We start from the raw sequence: 17,736 nt of genomic DNA, 5'->3' as shown, positions 1-17,736 counted from the left end.
AAGAAAGAAGCTGTTTATGGCACAGTTGCTGTGATAGCTGCTATAGTATTCACAGCATCTGCTATAGCTGCTATCATTACTCAAGCAATTCCTTTTGCATGTCTTACTGGAATTGCTTTAGTCGTTGGATGTGTTTGTGTATATCAATTAACGCAGAGTCATAAGAACATTAACGAACTGAAAAGTGAGTTAGAAGAAAATAGTACCCTTACTTTTCTAGAAGAAATAGGATTAAAAATGCACGGTCTTATTAATAAAGCAACTTTAAAAATTTAAGATCTTTCCTGTTTTACTACACCACCTCAATTTTACTTTCATAGGAGGACATATGTCATTCACAGAAATTAGATTTCCAGAAAATATATCTTATGGTTCCACTGGAGGACCGGAATTTTCCACTGACGTTGTAACAACTCATAACGGTTGTGAACAGCGCAATATCAATTGGTCTCATGTACGCACTAGATACAACATAGCTTACGGGGTCAGATCAAACGAGCAGCTAACAGAACTCATAACATTTTTTCATGCACGAAAAGGTAAAGCAATAGGGTTTCGTTTTAAGGATTGGTCAGATTTTATAGCCATTAATCAAAAGATTGGTATAGGAGATAACAAAAAAACGACTTTTCAGCTAATCAAAACTTATGTAAGTGGGGAAGATAAGCATATACGCATGATCAAAAAGCCAGTACATGGGACAGTAAAGATTTATTTAAATGGTAAAGAAGAGAGTGAATATTCAGTAAATTATTCAACGGGAGAAATAACATTTATGAAGCCACCAGTAAAAGATGCGATAATCACTGCGAGCTTCGAATTTGATGTGCCCGTGCGCTTTGATACAGATTACTTAAACGCTTCTATTGATGACTATGGAAGCAATAGCTGGAATAACATTCCACTAGTAGAGGTGAAGTTTAATTAAGCTGCTTTAAAATTTCCTCCTGTTGCTGAGTGTGAACACTAGCATAACCACATGCAGGAGATGCAGCAGCAGGTCTTGCGATACACTTAGGTCTTTTTGCTTGAATATTGAGGTCAGATAACACCTCGTCTATCAATGGGTTGACAAAAAACCATCCCCCCATATTTTTTGGTTCTTCTTGACACCATATAATTTCAGCGTTCTTGTACTTTTCAAGTTCGCTGCTTAATTTATCGGCTGGAAACGGATAGAATTGTTCTAAACGTATCACTGCTATATCGTTTATTTTTTGTGTTTCAAGCATTTCAATTATATCGTAATAAACTTTACCACTGCATATTACAACTTTAAGTATTTCATTATTTGAAACTAAACCTGTTCTACATTCTGGAATTACCGTGAGGAATTTTCCTTCAAAGTCAGATAGGTTAGAAACTGCTCTTTTATGACGCAATAGTGATTTAGGTGTAAACACTACTAAAGGCTTACGAAAGTCTCTATGCATTTGTCTGCGTAAGACATGGAAGTAATTCGCCGGAGTGGAACAATTAACTACCTGCATATTATCCTCTGCGCAGAGTTGCAAAAATCTCTCTATACGTGCGGAGCTATGCTCAGGTCCTTGCCCTTCATAACCGTGGGGCAACAATAGAACTAGACCGCTTGATCGCAACCACTTTGTTTCTGCAGATGCGATAAACTGGTCGATCATAATTTGTGCACCATTTGCAAAATCACCAAATTGTCCTTCCCAGAGCACCAGTGAATACGGAGAATCAAGACTATATCCATATTCAAAGCCCATTACAGCATACTCTGATAAAGCGCTATCTATGACCTCAAAGTGAGCTTGCTTTTCATTTATATTGTTTAGCGGAATAAACGCTTCTTCTGTTGCCTGATCAACAAGCCTTGAATGACGGTGCGAGAAAGTCCCACGACCAGAATCTTGTCCTGATAAACGCACTCCTATTCCTTCTGTAAGCAGTGACGCAAATGCAAGACTTTCGGCAGTTGCCCAGTCTATATTGCTACCAGAATTTATGCTGTCTATTCTTCCATCGAGTATTTTTCTAACCTTATTGTTAATGTTAAAGCTACTTGGAATATTGCTATTTATATGCACACCCAATTTTTTCAACTCATCTGGCGGAACACCAGAATCCGTGTAGTATTCGCTCAAATCGTTCAGCTTTGCTCTTCTTAATTTTGACCACACTCCACCGAACCAGTCAGCTTTTTTTGGAGTGTAAGTCACTGATTCAGCAAGACTTTTATCTAATTTTGCCCTGAACTCACTGCGCAATTTATTTACTTCATCGCCATCTAATACTTTCTCTGCAGTCAATTTTTCTTCATACAATGTTCCAGGAGTTTTATGTTTTGATATCAGCTTATACATAAGTGGCTGAGTGAAATTCGGTTCATCGCCTTCATTATGGCCGTATTTGCGGTAGCATATTATATCAATCACTACGTCCTTTTTAAATTTCTGCCTATATTCCATCGCCAGACTTGCAGCAAAACTCACAGCTTCCGGGTTATCTCCATTCACATGGAAAACCGGAGCTTCTATTGATTTTGCTATGTCAGTGCAATAAAAAGAGGATCGTGCGCAGCATGGGTTAGCAGTAAAACCAACTTGATTGTTTATAACAATGTGCACAATACCACCCACTTTATAACCTTCAATGTTGCTTAGGCTCAAGGTCTCGGCAACGACACCTTGACCGATGAAAGCCGCATCACCATGAATTGATATGCCAAGCACAGACCTTATATTCTGTTTTGCTCTTATTCTTCCAGCCAAAACCGGATTCACCGCTTCAAGGTGAGATGGGTTAGGGCATAAACTTAAATGTATTTTTTTGCCACCTGTAAGTGCTCGATCAGAAGAATAGCCAAGGTGATATTTAACATCACCAGACACCTCAAGACCACTTGGGTATGCAAGGTTGCCTTGAAATTCAGATAGCATTGCCGCATATTCTTTGCCCATAACTTTGGTTAGAACATTGAGCCGTCCGCGGTGAGCCATGCCAAGGACTATTTCTTCAATACTAAAAGCTGCAGAATCACTAATAATTTTTTCAATAGCAACGATAGCTGATTCCCCACCTTCGATAGAAAAACGTTTATATCCAGGAAATTTCATATGGAGAAATTGCTCGAACATCTCAGATTCGATCAAGTGCCTCAGGATTTCCTTTTTATCTTGTGAACTCAGCGTATAGGTTTGATTTTCGATCTTTTCCTGCAGCCATATTCTCTCCTCATAAGAGGAGATATGCATAAATTCAAAACCGATATTCTTGCAGTAAATATCTCTATAGATTTCAGCGTCACTTGCCGGAGATAGATTTGAATATTTTTGGTAATCTATTAATTGATTCTCACTTGGTGACAATGGGTTTAAGTCTGCAAAAAAGTGACCATAGGACCTGAAGAAATTTGCTAAACTAGAAACTGAATCATCTACCTTAGTTGCATTGCAGGGCTCTGCTTTATTAACTTCTAAATTGCTTGAAAAAATTCTATACCAATCTTCCCCGATTGATTTATCGCCCTGCAGATAACGGCTATACATTTCTTCCACAAATTCTGCATTATCACCATAAAGGCAGCTTAAATTCGACATAATCACTATAAAAAGTATCAAATACTTATAAGTATAACTTAAGTTTTTTAAAAAAGAACTTTTTTAGTTTCTATACGTCATACCGTGATTTATTCACGGTATCTCATCCGCTAACAAGTAGCGGAATGACGATTTATCAGCAATCTAAGTCATACCGTGATTCATTCGCGGTATCTCTTAGCATAGATCCCGCTAACAAGTAGCGGAATGACGAATTACTATACCACCGCGAACCGTCATACCGCCGTGGTATCTCTTAGCATAGATCCCGCTAACAAGTAGCGGGATGACGAATTATAGCTCTTCTCATAATAATCCAAACAAGTTAAGATATGGATTTATGGTAGTGGGGTTTGTATGCCAGCAGCGTATAGTTACGATTTAAGGAAAAAAGCAATGGAGGCATTGGATGAAGGAGAAAGTAGAGCAACTGTTGCAGAGAGATTTAAAATTGGAAAAACGACTCTATATGAGTGGCAGAAAAGGCGTAAGGAAACGGGAGATTTTCAGTCAAAAAAGCCTGGAAGCGTAGGATATAACCATAAAATTACTGACTGGAATGTTTTTACCAAATTTGCAAAAAACCATGGTGGCAAAACTCAGTCAGAGATGGCTAAACTCTGGGGTAATATCAGTCGACAAACGATTCACCGCGCACTTAAAAATATTGGATTTACAAGAAAAAAAGACCTACGGATATAAAGAAAGAAATGAAGGAAAGCGAGCTCAATTTTTAAAGGTTATAGCAACAAAACGTCATGAAAATCTTGTATATATTGATGAATCTGGAATAGATAATACAGAAGACTACCCATACGGATATTGCAGAAAAGGAGAGAGGTTTCATTCATTAAAATCAGGTAAAAAAACTCAGCGTGTCAGTATGATTGCAGCTCTAAATAAAAGGAAGATCATTGCTCCATTGACCTTTGAAGGATACTGCAATAAGGATGTTTTCGAGGCTTGGTTTGAGCAGTTTTTAACTCCAATTTTAAGGTCTGGCCAAACTGTAATTCTTGATAACGCTACATTCCATAAATCTAAAAAAATAGATAATCTTGCTAGAGGAGTTGGTGCTGAAATTCTTTATCTTCCTCCATATTCTCCAGACTTTAACGAAATTGAGCATAATTGGTTTGCTATAAAGAATAGAGCTAGAAAAAATATCCCTATTTTTAAGTCTTTCCGTCAAGCTGTTGATTCTGCTTTTTTATTCTGACTATTATGAGAAGAGCTATACTATACCACCGCGAACCGTCATACCGTGATTTATTCACGGTATCTCATCCGCTAACAAGTAGCGGAATGACGGTAAACCTAGATTACTTTAGCTATAATTATTAAGCTGCACCTGCTGGATTTGGTGATTGACTATTAAGAAATTCTGCTCTAGCTTCGGTAAAATCTGGTGAGGGTTTTGAAAAAAACGCAGTTTTTATTGCACAGTATGCGCAATATAATGCAACAGCAGCAGTACTTACTGTAAAAATGGCAAACCCGATTTTATCTGCTTTTCTGAAATCTCCAACTGCAGCCTCAAGTGCGCAGCAGATACTAAAAAGCGAAAAATCACTATACCACCAGAGTATAGTAACACCGTATCACGATCAACGGCACCAAATAGCTGCCCAACTTTACTGTTGTGTTCAGCATAATCTACTGGTCTTTTATTGTAATGATCTTTTAAGTCTGGGTTAGCGCCTTTCCTCAACAGCAATTTTGCAATTTCAACACGATCGTGACTTTTATCTTCAAATGAGTAATGCAACAGTGTTTTACCTTGACTATCTTTTGCATTAGGGTCAGCACCTTTATTTAAAAGTGATTCAGTAACTTTGTGGCAAGAAACGCCATCACTATTATTAATAACATAGTGTAATGATGATTTACCTTCTCGATCTCTTGTATTAGGATTAGCACCATGCTCTAAAAGCAAAGCTATGATCTTAACTCTTGACTCATTCTTATAACCTGTATATCTTAATGCAAAGTTCAATGGTATACTGCCACCAGTACCTTCTGTATTCAAATAGTTAAATTTATCATCATTTTTTACTGTCTTCAGCAACAACTTCAGAAAATCTAGCTCATTACTGTTAATAGCTGATATTACAAGATCCGAAAAAGCTTCTGCTTGACTATCGGTAAGCGATTTATATGCCTCGATCTGCGTTTTTAATACATCTGAGTTTTTTTCACTATCAAATAATTTCTTTCTGGCTTTAGAGATAACGTCATGGCTATCTGTTAGTTCCAAAATTTTTAAAGCTTCTTCTTTATTCATGATCATTACCCCTGCTAATAGTGTTGAAGTTTAGTATAACCCAAAATTTCAAAAAGCAAAGCTTTTTATGTTAAACTGCATCCACTGCGCAATCCCATAACTGTACAAACATTGTAATTTATCTCCATCTAGGAAAGGGTGTCATCCCAGTGCCCCTATGATGTCATCCCAGTGCCCAGACACTGGGATCTAGTTTTCCATAAATGGTGCATTTTAACATAACTTTTATACTTGATAAAATTCCTGGATTCCAGCATCAAGTGCTGGAATGACACCTCTCTTTGAGCTATAAACATTAAGAAATTTACCAAATGAAAAAAAAAGGCAAAAGAAGCCCCGAGTAGCGAGTTTTGACTCTATATTACTGTAAGTGGCGCTGTAATAATGTGCTAACGCTTAAAATAAGCGCGATTTGGCTGAATGTAGAAAAAATAAAAAAGACATGCAGCCGCTATAATTTTATGTAATCCGCCAATAAATACCCTAAGTTTTTTACTGAATTTTGTCATTGAGCCTGCAGGTCAAAAACAAGTTTTGAGTCATAAATACCCTTATTGTCATGATAAGGGAGCTGGCGGAGTTTGTCAAGTCGTTTTTCGTTTAATCCGTTTCTATGAGCTACTTGGATGACGAGGAAAGAGCACTTACATATTTATGGCAACCTCATTACCTGCGCTCAAACAGTTTTTCAATATCACTGAGTTTCATTTCTATATAAGTTGGTCTTCCGTGGTTGCATTGCCCGGAATATGGAGTTTTTTCCATTTGTCTCAGCAGCTCATTCATCTCCTCTAACCTCATTTTCCTGCCTGCTCTAATTGATCCATGACAAGCGATAGTAGCCAATATCTTGTTCACTTTGTCTTCTACTGGCAATGTATCTTCTATTTCCGTTAATCTACCCACTATATTAATTAGCATCTCTTTCACATCTATTGCTCCCAAAATTGCAGGGATTTCTTTTACTATCACTTTATTCTCTGATTTGATTTCAATATCAAAACCCATTTCAAATAACTTATCTTTATAGATTTCAATCATCTCCATTCCAGCTTGATTTTTGATTTCAACCGTTTCAGGAAGAAGTAGTTTTTGTCTTTTTATACTTGATTTTTGTTTTAGGCATTCATATACTAATCTCTCGTGGGCTGCATGCTGATCAACTATAATCAATTTGTCTCTTACCTCGGCAATAATGTAAGTATTATAGACCTGACAGCGTGCAAACCCGAGCGGGTGGCTCTCTATCAAATCAACTTGCTCTAACACCTTTTTTTCTAGAACCATAATTTCCGCTTGTGATGGGGATTTCTGTATGCCGGTATAATCAAACGATTTTGACTGTTCTGATAAGCCTTTTGCTTTTTCATTTGGAGAAGCAAATTCTTTTATTAGTTGATTTTCAAAAGGACTTGGCCTTCTTTCATAAAATTCATTTTGAACATCAGATTTATCAAAAGGATCTGATAATGAACCTTTCAAAAAACCCTCTATTGTATTAGTAGTTTTCTGGTCACTAGCTGGAATGACATCAAAGGTGCCTATCCTTCTTGACAATGCTTTGATTAATCCTCTTGTCACTATCTCATATATGAGCTTCTTATTCTGAAACCTTACTTCTGACTTATTTGGATGCACATTTACATCTACTTGATCATAAGGTATCTCTAAATGTAACGCTGCAAAAGGATACCTATCGCTTGGAATAAAATCATGATATGCATACCTAACCGCACCAATAAGTAAATTATCTTTAATTGGCCTTCCATTAACAAATGTATAGATCTGAGTTGACTTACCACGATTGACGGTTGGCTTACAGATGTGTCCCGTAAGTTTGATGCCGTCTTCTTCTTCATTGACCTCCAAAGAATTGCCCTGAAATTCTTCTTCTACTTCACACAATCTATGAAATAACGAAGTCTGCTTAGCGTATTTTAAGAGCTTTTTATTACCTGAAGTGAGAGTAAACCCTATATGGTAGTTAACCATTGCTAGGTTGTTTACAATATCAACAATGCTTTGAGTTTCTGCTCTTTCGGTTTTTAGAAATTTTAGTCTATTTGGGGTAGCGAAAAACAAATCTCGTACTTCAATATGTGTCCCTTGTGATAAAGAGTAAGGAGTTAGCTCCCCCATCTTTTCTCCACCCTCATAACTTATAGACCATGCTTCACTTGCTCCGCTTGCTTTAGACGATAATTTTATCCTACTTACTGCTGCTATTGAAGGCAGAGCTTCTCCTCTAAAGCCAAGATGCTTGATTTCTATCAACTCACTATCGCTCAATTTTGAAGTAGCATGGCGCATAAACGCAAGTTCTAAATCGTTTTTTTCTACTCCGTTACCATCATCTGTCACAATAATAAGGTTACGCCCACCACTTTCTATTTTGATCTCTATTTCTAAACTTCCAGCATCTATTGCATTTTCCACTAATTCCTTTACTACACTTGCTGGCCTTTCTATCACCTCCCCCGCTGCTATACGGTTTATGGTTTTTGTGTCTAGAAGGATTATTGCCATAGATTTATTATGAAACTGGTTTTTCTTTTACTTCTTTGGTCTGTCTCTCTCTCCACTTTTTTAACCTACCTGCAATTTCACTGTTGGAAATTGACAATATAGATACGGCGGTAATGGCAGCATTATATGCTCCATTTTCTCCTATAGACATGGTTGCAACTGGAACACCCTTTGGCATTTGAACTATAGAGAGTAGACTGTCCAGCCCATTTAATTGTTTACTATGCACAGGAACGCCGATAACTGGTAAACAAGTTAATGACGCAACCATACCAGGTAAATGAGCTGCACCTCCTGCACCAGCTATAATAACCTTGAAACCTTCTTCTTGTGCAGATTTAGCAAAATTGAAGAGCCTTTCTGGTGTTCTATGTGCAGATATTATGAATATGTCATGTGAAACTTCTAATGCTTTTAGCATATCGACGGTATGGACCATAGTGGTGTAATCTGACTCACTTCCCATAATAACAGCAACATCTTTTTTTATTTTTGTCATATTCAACACAATTTTACTTACTAACTAAATAGTGTTCCAGCTAAAAAGCAACAAATATTTAAGTTATATTATAAATATAGTATATAGAATTCTCGTTAAAATAGAAATTTTAAAAATTTAAATAAATATCTATGTTAAGATATAGAGATATAAACTTCTTATGTAAGATAAATTTATAAAATAATTATTTTTGTATTTCAAGCTTTGTAATTTTAGCTTGTTCTTTCTGTAAATGATTTTTTCAGAGAGGCTGATGGTAAAATGGTAATTTAAAATTACTAGAAATTTGATTGAAATATTAATATACAATCAACTTAAAGTTTTAAATTTGATATCATATAATTATTGACAAGTTATATGATATTAATATCTTGGTATATTAAATATTATGCTGTAATATTTAATAAAGTTAATTGATATGTGAGTGTAAGAATTATGGAAATAATATCGTTAAATAACTTAGACAGTGCAGCAATAAAAACAAAGTTGCTTTATATAATAAATAAAATTATAGAAAAAAATGCTTGGACTCAGGCTTTTGCAGCTGAGAAATTTGGTATTGATCAGCCAAAGGTATCACAAATTAAAAATGGTAAAATAGATGGTTTTTCTTTAGAGCGATTGTTAGGATTTCTAAAAAAACTTGATCATGAAATAACAATCACGATGACAGAAAGCCAAGAAATAAAATCTGAGGCAGAAAAAGTAAAACATGAAGTTGAATCGCAATAGATACAAAGTTGACAACTTGTTTTTTGTGATATAGTATAAAACTTATTAAGGTAGTATCTTATGGCTGAGTCTATTGTAGAAAAGTGTACAGAACAGGTAAGTAACCGTTTCAAATTGGTTCTATTGGCAAGTCAAAGAACACATGATTTAAATACAGGAGCAAGTAATCCAGTTCAAACAGTTCAGTTTAAAGACCATAAAAACACCATAGTTTCCTTATATGAAATAGCAGAAAAACAGGTGGATACTCATGAGCTATTTAACCTTTTGGTAGGTAGATGCAAGGAGTACATGAAAGGAAATATGAATAATGTTTACAGCAGTAATACAAGTAAGCTAGCGAATTTATTAAATTTTTCTGATGGTCAATTTAACACAGATCTTGATGCAAGTCAAGAAAGCCAAGATTATGAAGTGGATGGTGAAATAAATGATCAAGATGGCGATGAAGAAGTATCCGTTTAGAAATCTACTGAAGTTACATAGTCTTTAAATGCTTCACATTGCTATCTATACACTGTTGTTCTGTATGAGTATAATGTTGTGCCGCATAGTGTCTAAGTCAAGTGATGTGTACAATAAGGTTTTAGCGTTCAATAATTTCTCAACGCAAGTAGTTGTACTCATAACAGCAATATCAATCATTCTGAATAATTTTTTTTTAATTGATATAGCATTGTTGTATGCTAGCGTTAGCTTTATATCAACTATAGCACTAATGAGATTAATGTTGTTTTAATAATTTATGATAGGATCCGTTCTTATATTTTTAGGCATTTGTTCAGTAATCATTTCAAGTGTGGGAGTAATTAGATTTCCTGATTTCTATACTAGGTTACATGCAGCAGGTATTACAGATTCTAGCGGTGCAACGCTATTGTTAATTGGTTTTGCTTTGCAGAATGGATTTTCAATCAATACTGTTAAAATAATATTATTAATTCTTATAATATGGGTAGCTATCTCAACTAATGGCTATATTTTAGCGCGCACTTATTATAAAGTTAAGAAAAAAACTGTTAAAGAAGGTTAAGGTGTTAGAAATATTAAATGTAGTGCTACTTTTGTTGTTACTAACAGTTACGGTTTTTATAGTCTTCTCGCGACATTTAGTCGTAAGTGCTGTTCTAATGTGTGTATTTAGTTCACTTATTGCGCTTATATACTTAATTATGAATGCACCTGATGTTGCAATTACTGAAGCTTCTGTTGGTGCAGGGCTCAGTACGATTTTTACGTTTGCAGCACTCTCCTTGATAAAGAATCATAAAGTAAATCTATCTCATAACCCTATAACGCTTTTTTTTATGTTATTTCTGGCTGTATGTTTGTCATATTTTATGATTCAATTGCCAGATTTTGGCAGCCACAATGCTCCGATCCACTTGCATGTTGCTCCTTATTATGTGGAAAATACCGAAAAAGCTACCGGTATTCCTAATATAGTGACAGCTGTTTTGGCAAGCTTTCGTGGTTATGACACGTTTGGAGAAACTATAGTAGTTTTTACTGCTGCGCTTTGTATAACGTTGATATTAAAAGAAGAAAAAGACAATGATTAAAGATCCGATATTAAATGCAGTAACATTTTTGATGATACCTTTTATCATTTTATTTGGTTTATACATACAATTTCACGGTGATTACACTCCGGGTGGAGGTTTTCAAGCAGGAATAATTATTGCCTCCGGGATAATATTATATTCAATGCTATTTGGTGTATCTACAACTCTAAAAGCAATACCTTATTCTGTGATTAGATTGACTAACGTGTTAGGTATTTTAATTTATGGAGGAACGGGCGTTGCAACAACTTTACTTGGCCAAAATTTTTTATCTTATGATATCTTGTCAGCCAATAATAGAACCGGTCAAAAATTGGGTATTTTTTTGGTGGAATTAGGTGTAGCATTTACTGTCTGCTCCTCTATGTTAATTATATATATGAATTTTGCTCGTAGGAAAAAACAATGACTTTATATAATTATACGATTATTATTGTATTAATGGTGCTAGGTTTATATATTATTATAAACGATAAAAATTTAATCAAGAAAATGATAGGGGTAAGCGTCTTCCAAGCATCTGTTTTGTTGTTTTACATATCTCTAGGATATATAAAAAGTTCTTTGCCTCCTATATTGGTTTCAAATTTTTATTCATATAGCAATCCTATACCTCATGTTTTAATGCTTACTGCTATAGTGGTTGGAATTGCAACATTTTCAGTTGGATTGTCCATAGCAGTAAAAATGGAAGAAAAGTATGGAACAATTGATCAAGACAAGTGTACATAAATTAACAGTATCTTAAACTATATGAAGTAACGAATAGCCACAAGTTAAAAGTAAAATTATAGACTTGCTCGTTGTAAGTTTATTTGTTAATAAGAAATAAAATTATAAACTATAAAGGTAATGATGTCAACTATTAATGATGCAGAAGATAAGAAAAAAGTTATCAGAGATCTTGTAACTAAAAGTATAAAAAAAGGTGGTTTTGTCACCTTTGATGATATAAATGATAAATTATCAGATGAAAATTTTTCGTCTGATTTTATAGATGATGCTATATCTTTATTGCAGGATTCCGGAATTAATGTGCTTGAAAGTAGCGAAGATGAAGAAGATATTCCTTCCAACAGTGATGATAGTAAACTTGATGATGATGACATATCGCCAAATATTACTGCAACTTTAGTACAAAATGATGATCCAGTGAGGATTTATTTACAAGACATGAGCTCTGTAAAGCTTTTGTCAAGGGCAGATGAAATCGAGATAGCAAAAAAAATTGAATCTGAAAAGCATAACATGTTACGTACAATAATTGAAACATCAGTAACATTAAAGGTGATAAAAGTATGGCGTGATGATTTAAGTAGTGGAGCTCTCTTACTGAGAGAAATTATAGATCTGGATGCAATTTATAACTCTGACTTTAATGTGGTACCCAAAGAAGAGAGTGAAGAAAGTGCTGAAGATGTTGAGGATTCTGAGGATGTTTCTGAAGATGCTGAGTACTGTAGTGATGATGAGAAAGATAGTAAAAAAAGTGATGATGAGAAAGACGGTGATAATGAAGATATAAATTCAGCGAATTTAAATGTTTCTATTCTTGAAATGGAAAGTGACTTATTGCCAAAGGTCATAGTTGCATTGGATGAGATAATTACTTTAACAAATGAAGCATTGGTATTAAGAAAAAATTCTAAAGATTCCTCTGATGAACTAGAGAATTTATATAGTCAAATATGGTCTATAGCATTACAAATTAAGTTAAGTGATGCTGCTGTTGCCAGAATTACACAAGAACTTTATAAGATAAATAGATCCATCACGCTTGAAGAGGCTAATCTTATTGCTGAGGCTAGAAAATACGATATCGATAGAGAAAGTTTCTATAAAGTTTATGATGACGTGCTTTTAAAGCACGAATTGAAAAAGATAATTCTTTTAAAGATCAATGAAAATCAGTCCTCTTTTACAGGTGAATTAAAAAACAAATTTTTAAGGTTTATAGACGATAACTCTGAACATATAGCTAGTACTTTGAACGGTATTAAGCAGCATATACAGGAAGATAACGTGCAAGAATTTAAGGAGCTAATCAGGAGAATACAAAAACACGAACGAGAAGTCTCTGAAGCAAAGCAAGAGATGATTAAGGCTAACTTAAGGCTAGTAGTTTCCATTGCTAAGAAGTATTCAAAAAGAGGCCTTGATCTGCTTGATTTGATACAAGAAGGCAATATTGGTCTTATGAAGGCCGTGGATAAGTTTGATTACAAACGTGGATATAAATTTTCAACTTATGGCACTTGGTGGGTAAGACAATCAATCACTAGGGCAATACCTGAGCAGTCTAAAGTAGTTAGAATACCAGTTCATATGGTAGAAGTTATCAGTAAAATCAACAGAGCATTAAGAAAAATGACTCATGAGATGGGAAGAGAGCCGACGTTAGAGGAATTAAGTGTAGAACTGACAATGCCACTGGAAAGAATACGCAAAGTTATGAAAATAGCAAGGGACCCAGTAAGTCTTGAAGCTCCAACAGGAAAGGATGATAGTAGTACCTTCGGTGATTGTATAGAAGATAAGCGAGTCTCCAGACCAGAGGATGCTGCAATACTTGCTGACTTGCGTGGCATTACAACCAATGTTCTTGCAACTTTAACACCAAAGGAAGAAAGAATTCTAAGAATGCGTTTTGGCCTTGGTAAAGATGGGAAGGAGCATACCTTAGAAGAAGTAGGAAAAATTTTTAATGTAACACGTGAGAGAATTAGGCAAATAGAGGCAAAAGCACTGCGCAAGTTGAAACATCCAAGCCGCGCTAGAAAACTTAGAGGGTTCTTTTAAGTATACGTGTCAAGTTAAGAAGAAGCTGATTTTGCCCGGAAAAAGTGGAGAAAAAGTCAGAGCGTTTTTAAAATAAAACGTTTTTTCAAAAAGGTATGATATGAAGGAAATGCACAATAAAGTTTAAAATGGGGGTTGTAAAAAAGTTGCACCGCTATTTTTTTTTATGAATCTAATGAAACAACATGCTAATCTACGGTAAATATTATGACAAACAAAAATGACAATTCTAATTCAAAGTATAGAAATTTTTATGTTCTGGGTGATAGTTTATCCGATAATGGCGCAATCATTGGAATTTTAAATAACTTATCCTTTGCAAAAAGCGTAAAGTTTGATGACCCTTTTATCAAGGAGGATCTTTTAGCAATGGCCCCACTGCTGTTGAATATGTAGCAAAATATTTAGATTTAGACGAATTTAAACCTGGGTGGAGTTATTCATTTTTTGGGAAATGCCACGAACAGCAAGGTCAAAACTATGCAGTTTCATGTGCAACAGCATCTGAAATTTTTGACCCTATTTTTTATTATTTCTTCAATAAATTTCGTTTAGCTAACCAGCTAGATGCGGTAATTAAACATCATCCAGATATAGGTAAAGAAGATTTATTTTGCATCATAATCGGCGGAAATGATGTTATGGTTGCCACTGCTTATGACGATACTAAAGCGGAAGAAGTGTTGGAACAAGCAGTGAGTGAAATATGTAATGCACTTAAGGTTCTAAATGAACATGGTGTTAAGCATGTAGTTGTTGCAAACGCACCTGAAGTTGGCTCAATACCAGCTTTTAATAGAGATGAAGAAGCAAGGGAACTAGCTACGAAGCTCACAGAGAGTTTCAATGCAAAATTGGCTAATGGCTTAGATTATATGAAGAAAAGTACAAATCTTGAAATAAAAGCATTTGATCTTAACTCTAAAATGAAAAGTATGCTTAGCGAATACAAGAGCAAAGGTTTAAATTGTCAAGATGCATGCACATCGAACATTGCAGACCAAATTGGGAGATTTAAAGAAAATATAAAAATACTCTTAAAGTTGATATTTAAAGGGGAACTTGACGTTCACTATAACCCTGGGTGTAGCGAAGAAACACTAAAGGATTATTTCTTTTTTGATTATTTCCATCCAACTGCAGAACTTCATCATGAAGTTGGTAATGAAGTGTATGAGTTGATTTGACACAGTTTTTTGAACATTCCCTAGATCCCAGTGTCCCTATGATGTCATCCCAGTGCTTGACACTGGGAACCAGAAAAGTTTGCTTGTGAACAAGCAAACTAGCACAGAAAGTGATTACAACATTTTCGATGAGATTATATGGAAAACTGGATCCCAGTGTCTGGGCACTGGGATGACATCGTTTACTATGTGCCATATTGCAATGTTCGTACAGCTGTGAGTCACGCACTTTGCTTCAATATTTGCACATTAGCCACTCCTCTGAACAGATACAGTCAGTTTAGCTATAACTTCCTAAGTTTGCTCACAATCTCTTGACTTGACCATATGTTTTTTTCCCAAATGTTACTATCTTCCTCCTTTTCCTTTCTCAATTTGTGCAACCATTTCCTTAACACTTACTTGTGTGGAAGGAGGATTTTTGCTGACATGAGATTTTGGATCAGATTTTGCTGTTATGTGTTTCGTTGCAGATCTTTTATTCTCTGTTAGAAATGAATGAGATTGTTTTTTCTTCACACCGATATCCGCTTGTGCTGCTGGGGTAGTTTTGCTTGATTTTGCTCAAATTTTTCTTTTAATGCCTTTACTTTACTGCCCATCTCGCGATTAGCTCCTCCTTTCATAGTAGCTGCTGCTACTTTTGGTATCGCCTTACCAGCAGCTTTTTGTGCTGATTTCCTATTGTCTTGATTTTCAGATTTTAGTGGTACTGTAGGTTTACTTTCAGCTGATTTTTTAAGAATTACTTCTACTACTTTTGGCTCTGTGCTTACTTTTTGATCAGCACGGCTTAGATTTTTAGGCTTTGGCGGTACTGCAGGTTTATCTTTGACTACCACTTTCGATTCTTGTCTAACTTCTTGACCAGTAGTAAACATTTTTTTTGGCACTTGCGATGCTCTTGGTGGTTTTGGTAGTACGAGGGATTGAGGTTGTTGTTTCTGCTTACGTTTTCTTTTTGCCTCTATATGTTCTTTAGAAACTGTTGCATAAATTGGCTCTTCTTTGGGCGATTTTGAACTCTGCGAATTTTCTATTAAAATTTTACTCTTCTTCTCTTGATAATTTGATATGTCTTCATATTCATGCTCTTCATTTAATAAACTTCCATAGCCTAAATCTTCTCTCTGCTCATATAAAGGATTTTCCTTTTGCTTTTTCTCTTGATAATGTGATATGTCTTCATATTCATGCTCTTCATTTAATGAACTTCCATAGCCTGAATCTCCTGCTTGTAGATCATATAAAGGATTTTCTTCTTGCTTTGACGCTGTTCTATCCTCTAAGTTCACTCTATACAATCTATGTTCCTCCTGATTTTTTTTACTTTGCTCTAAATCTGAAATTTTCTTTAAAACATTTAGGTATTCGAATGTTATTTTTTCAGCAAGACTGGGCAATTTATCATTAGCAAAATTTCTTATATCGTTATCCTGAATTGAAGCATCTTTTCCCAAGATTTTATTAAATGTTTCCTTGAATATTCCAAAAAAACCTGATGGCTTTTTGTTCACCGGTTCTATATAATTATTCAAGTCACTACATATAACAAACTTAGCTACATCTTCTGCCTTATCTGTAAAACTCTCTAATGTCTGGGATAAATCTCTCACTGTTTTATTATATTGTTCACCAATATTTTTCAGCTTTATAGCTTCTATCAAGGAGTCAAGATTTTTTTTATAGTTCTCACTTTTAAATGGATCATTCATACTAATTACAGCTCATTATTTATTAAAATATAGATCTAAAATATTAAGATCTAGTAAATATTACTTTTGTAATTCATGTAGAACTATAACTATAATAAGTAATACGTCATACCGCCGCGGTATCTCTTAGCCGCTAACACGTAGCGGGATGACGAATATACCGCCACGAACCGTCATGCCACCGCGAACCGCCATACCGCCGCAGACCGTCATACCGCCGCGGTATCTCTTAGCCGCTAACACGTAGCGGGATGACGGTTGTCGTTTAGCCATAAATATTTAAGAAATTTACCAAACGAAAAAAAAGGCAAAAGAGGCCCTGGTCATTGTCTATTTTCTGTATTGGCGTTTTTTTAAGTCTTAAACACTGCAATTTAGCTGCTTTTAAGTGCAGCTCACCTTAGTTCAAATGTTTAAGAAATTTACTAAGCAGAAAAAAAGGCAAAAGAAACCCCGTGTTAGCTAGTTATCACTCTCTAATCCTGCAAATTGGCGTACTATACTGTCTTAAACGCTTTATAAGCGCGTTTCAGCTTGTGTAGGTAAAAACCTAGAAATGTTGTGAAGACATAAGGTGCGCATAGTGCAAAAAATTAAAAATAAGACGCCAACTACGTTGTTTTTTTGCTGTTTAATCTGCGCAGATGAAGATAACTGAATACCTTCAGTTTCATGATAAGGGGGCTGACGGAGTTTGTCAAGTAGGTTTTATGGCCTAGCGTCACGCGCTGGAATGACAATTTCGATTATTTCATACATTGACTTCGGTAAATCCAAATTATATTAGCTACATCTAACGAATTTTACACTTGCTAAGATTGCGCTATTTGAGTATCTTTAACTGAAAGAAGTTATTTTTTATC

20 protein-coding genes and 1 pseudogene are annotated in these 17,736 nt (G+C 35.2%); 14 read left to right on the top strand and 7 right to left on the bottom strand.

The genetic code is table 11. The features are described from left to right. Nucleotides 1-30: 30 nt before the first annotated feature. Both ACFZP3_RS04520 and ACFZP3_RS04515 read left to right on the top strand, forming a co-directional pair. Complete coding sequence (locus tag ACFZP3_RS04520; RefSeq protein ID WP_253307281.1) at nucleotides 31-276, top strand: hypothetical protein; 246 nt, start codon at nucleotides 31-33, stop codon at nucleotides 274-276. Between the two features lie 52 nt (nucleotides 277-328). After that, complete coding sequence (locus tag ACFZP3_RS04515; protein ID WP_386086945.1) at nucleotides 329-928, top strand: TIGR02217 family protein; 600 nt, start codon at nucleotides 329-331, stop codon at nucleotides 926-928. Here ACFZP3_RS04515 and ACFZP3_RS04510 read toward each other — a convergent pair. Continuing rightward, entirely contained in the window at nucleotides 921-3,566 is a 2,646-nt protein-coding gene (locus ACFZP3_RS04510; RefSeq protein ID WP_386086944.1) for a 2-oxoglutarate dehydrogenase E1 component, read from the bottom strand. The two genes, ACFZP3_RS04515 and ACFZP3_RS04510, sit on opposite strands and share 8 nt — an antisense overlap. Nucleotides 3,567-3,923: 357 nt before the next feature. Between ACFZP3_RS04510 and ACFZP3_RS04505 the strand changes: the two genes are divergently transcribed. Continuing rightward, a protein-coding gene (locus tag ACFZP3_RS04505) for an IS630 family transposase (protein WP_386086489.1) occupies nucleotides 3,924-4,785 on the top strand; the annotation gives its coding sequence in 2 pieces (ribosomal slippage) (nucleotides 3,924-4,249 and nucleotides 4,248-4,785; 864 coding nt in all). Between the two features lie 258 nt (nucleotides 4,786-5,043). Here the strand turns inward: ACFZP3_RS04505 and ACFZP3_RS04500 are convergent. The 4 genes from ACFZP3_RS04500 to purE all read right to left on the bottom strand — a co-directional run bounded on the left by ACFZP3_RS04500 (nucleotide 5,044) and on the right by purE (nucleotide 8,875). Beyond that, nucleotides 5,044-5,856: an ankyrin repeat domain-containing protein gene (locus ACFZP3_RS04500; RefSeq protein WP_386086943.1), complete on the bottom strand. Its 813-nt coding sequence runs from the start codon at nucleotides 5,854-5,856 to the stop codon at nucleotides 5,044-5,046. Between the two features lie 149 nt (nucleotides 5,857-6,005). After that, nucleotides 6,006-6,146 carry a hypothetical protein gene (locus ACFZP3_RS04495; RefSeq protein WP_264736007.1) on the bottom strand — a complete coding sequence of 47 codons (141 nt, stop codon included), beginning with the start codon at nucleotides 6,144-6,146 and terminating at the stop codon, nucleotides 6,006-6,008. Between the two features lie 370 nt (nucleotides 6,147-6,516). Then, a complete protein-coding gene (gene mutL, locus ACFZP3_RS04490; protein WP_265017345.1) occupies nucleotides 6,517-8,376 on the bottom strand; it encodes a DNA mismatch repair endonuclease MutL in 1,860 nt (619 codons plus the stop codon). Between the two features lie 7 nt (nucleotides 8,377-8,383). Continuing rightward, on the bottom strand, nucleotides 8,384-8,875 hold the full coding sequence (purE, locus tag ACFZP3_RS04485) for a 5-(carboxyamino)imidazole ribonucleotide mutase (RefSeq protein ID WP_253307285.1): 492 nt from the start codon (nucleotides 8,873-8,875) through the stop codon (nucleotides 8,384-8,386). A 435-nt stretch (nucleotides 8,876-9,310) separates the two neighbouring features. On the opposite strand from purE, the gene ACFZP3_RS04480 reads away from it, so the two are divergent. From ACFZP3_RS04480 to ACFZP3_RS04430, 11 genes and pseudogenes are all read left to right on the top strand, one after another. Beyond that, a complete protein-coding gene (locus ACFZP3_RS04480) occupies nucleotides 9,311-9,607 on the top strand; it encodes a helix-turn-helix domain-containing protein (RefSeq protein WP_386086942.1) in 297 nt (98 codons plus the stop codon). Between the two features lie 60 nt (nucleotides 9,608-9,667). Continuing rightward, entirely contained in the window at nucleotides 9,668-10,072 is a 405-nt protein-coding gene (gene rpoZ / locus ACFZP3_RS04475) for a DNA-directed RNA polymerase subunit omega (RefSeq protein ID WP_386086941.1), read from the top strand. 28 nt (nucleotides 10,073-10,100) lie between these two features. Continuing rightward, a complete protein-coding gene (locus ACFZP3_RS04470) occupies nucleotides 10,101-10,346 on the top strand; it encodes a monovalent cation/H+ antiporter complex subunit F (RefSeq protein WP_082860906.1) in 246 nt (81 codons plus the stop codon). Between the two features lie 6 nt (nucleotides 10,347-10,352). Further along, entirely contained in the window at nucleotides 10,353-10,640 is a 288-nt protein-coding gene (gene mnhG / locus ACFZP3_RS04465) for a monovalent cation/H(+) antiporter subunit G (RefSeq protein WP_386086940.1), read from the top strand. A gap of 1 nt (nucleotide 10,641) precedes the next feature. Next, on the top strand, nucleotides 10,642-11,169 hold the full coding sequence (locus ACFZP3_RS04460) for a DUF4040 domain-containing protein (protein WP_264688399.1): 528 nt from the start codon (nucleotides 10,642-10,644) through the stop codon (nucleotides 11,167-11,169). Continuing rightward, nucleotides 11,162-11,581, top strand: coding sequence for a Na(+)/H(+) antiporter subunit B (locus ACFZP3_RS04455; RefSeq protein ID WP_164224942.1), 420 nt, complete (start codon nucleotides 11,162-11,164; stop codon nucleotides 11,579-11,581). Before ACFZP3_RS04460 ends, ACFZP3_RS04455 begins: the two co-directional genes overlap by 8 nt. Next, nucleotides 11,578-11,904 carry a cation:proton antiporter subunit C gene (locus tag ACFZP3_RS04450; protein ID WP_253307288.1) on the top strand — a complete coding sequence of 109 codons (327 nt, stop codon included), beginning with the start codon at nucleotides 11,578-11,580 and terminating at the stop codon, nucleotides 11,902-11,904. Before ACFZP3_RS04455 ends, ACFZP3_RS04450 begins: the two co-directional genes overlap by 4 nt. Before the next feature lie 123 nt (nucleotides 11,905-12,027). After that, nucleotides 12,028-13,971, top strand: coding sequence for an RNA polymerase sigma factor RpoD (rpoD, locus tag ACFZP3_RS04445; RefSeq protein WP_386086939.1), 1,944 nt, complete (start codon nucleotides 12,028-12,030; stop codon nucleotides 13,969-13,971). A 207-nt stretch (nucleotides 13,972-14,178) separates the two neighbouring features. After that, a complete protein-coding gene (locus tag ACFZP3_RS04440; RefSeq protein WP_386086938.1) occupies nucleotides 14,179-14,367 on the top strand; it encodes a hypothetical protein in 189 nt (62 codons plus the stop codon). A gap of 17 nt (nucleotides 14,368-14,384) precedes the next feature. Further along, nucleotides 14,385-15,158: pseudogene (locus tag ACFZP3_RS04435) on the top strand (SGNH/GDSL hydrolase family protein); the annotation flags it as partial. A gap of 52 nt (nucleotides 15,159-15,210) precedes the next feature. Then, nucleotides 15,211-15,378 carry a hypothetical protein gene (locus ACFZP3_RS04430; RefSeq protein WP_265017346.1) on the top strand — a complete coding sequence of 56 codons (168 nt, stop codon included), beginning with the start codon at nucleotides 15,211-15,213 and terminating at the stop codon, nucleotides 15,376-15,378. Between the two features lie 128 nt (nucleotides 15,379-15,506). Here the strand turns inward: ACFZP3_RS04430 and ACFZP3_RS04425 are convergent, their stop codons facing one another. Then, nucleotides 15,507-15,677, bottom strand: coding sequence for a hypothetical protein (locus ACFZP3_RS04425; protein ID WP_353286839.1), 171 nt, complete (start codon nucleotides 15,675-15,677; stop codon nucleotides 15,507-15,509). Further along, nucleotides 15,674-16,873: a hypothetical protein gene (locus tag ACFZP3_RS04420; RefSeq protein ID WP_386086937.1), complete on the bottom strand. Its 1,200-nt coding sequence runs from the start codon at nucleotides 16,871-16,873 to the stop codon at nucleotides 15,674-15,676. Before ACFZP3_RS04420 ends, ACFZP3_RS04425 begins: the two co-directional genes overlap by 4 nt. Nucleotides 16,874-17,736: the final 863 nt, after the last annotated feature.

The organism is Wolbachia endosymbiont (group A) of Norellia spinipes (assembly GCF_964273535.1).
This window is presented reverse-complemented; position numbering and strand designations above follow the sequence as displayed.

Coding starts and splice junctions, on each gene's coding strand:
- ACFZP3_RS04515 (WP_386086945.1), top strand. CDS start 329: ATGTCATTCACAGAAATTAGATTTCCAGAAAATATATCTTATGGTTCC.
- ACFZP3_RS04510 (WP_386086944.1), bottom strand. CDS start 3,566: ATGTCGAATTTAAGCTGCCTTTATGGTGATAATGCAGAATTTGTGGAA.
- ACFZP3_RS04500 (WP_386086943.1), bottom strand. CDS start 5,856: ATGATCATGAATAAAGAAGAAGCTTTAAAAATTTTGGAACTAACAGAT.
- ACFZP3_RS04495 (WP_264736007.1), bottom strand. CDS start 6,146: ATGTTTATAGCTCAAAGAGAGGTGTCATTCCAGCACTTGATGCTGGAA.
- mutL (WP_265017345.1), bottom strand. CDS start 8,376: ATGGCAATAATCCTTCTAGACACAAAAACCATAAACCGTATAGCAGCG.
- purE (WP_253307285.1), bottom strand. CDS start 8,875: ATGACAAAAATAAAAAAAGATGTTGCTGTTATTATGGGAAGTGAGTCA.
- ACFZP3_RS04480 (WP_386086942.1), top strand. CDS start 9,311: ATGGAAATAATATCGTTAAATAACTTAGACAGTGCAGCAATAAAAACA.
- rpoZ (WP_386086941.1), top strand. CDS start 9,668: ATGGCTGAGTCTATTGTAGAAAAGTGTACAGAACAGGTAAGTAACCGT.
- ACFZP3_RS04470 (WP_082860906.1), top strand. CDS start 10,101: ATGCTTCACATTGCTATCTATACACTGTTGTTCTGTATGAGTATAATG.
- mnhG (WP_386086940.1), top strand. CDS start 10,353: ATGATAGGATCCGTTCTTATATTTTTAGGCATTTGTTCAGTAATCATT.
- ACFZP3_RS04455 (WP_164224942.1), top strand. CDS start 11,162: ATGATTAAAGATCCGATATTAAATGCAGTAACATTTTTGATGATACCT.
- ACFZP3_RS04450 (WP_253307288.1), top strand. CDS start 11,578: ATGACTTTATATAATTATACGATTATTATTGTATTAATGGTGCTAGGT.
- rpoD (WP_386086939.1), top strand. CDS start 12,028: ATGTCAACTATTAATGATGCAGAAGATAAGAAAAAAGTTATCAGAGAT.
- ACFZP3_RS04440 (WP_386086938.1), top strand. CDS start 14,179: ATGACAAACAAAAATGACAATTCTAATTCAAAGTATAGAAATTTTTAT.
- ACFZP3_RS04420 (WP_386086937.1), bottom strand. CDS start 16,873: ATGAATGATCCATTTAAAAGTGAGAACTATAAAAAAAATCTTGACTCC.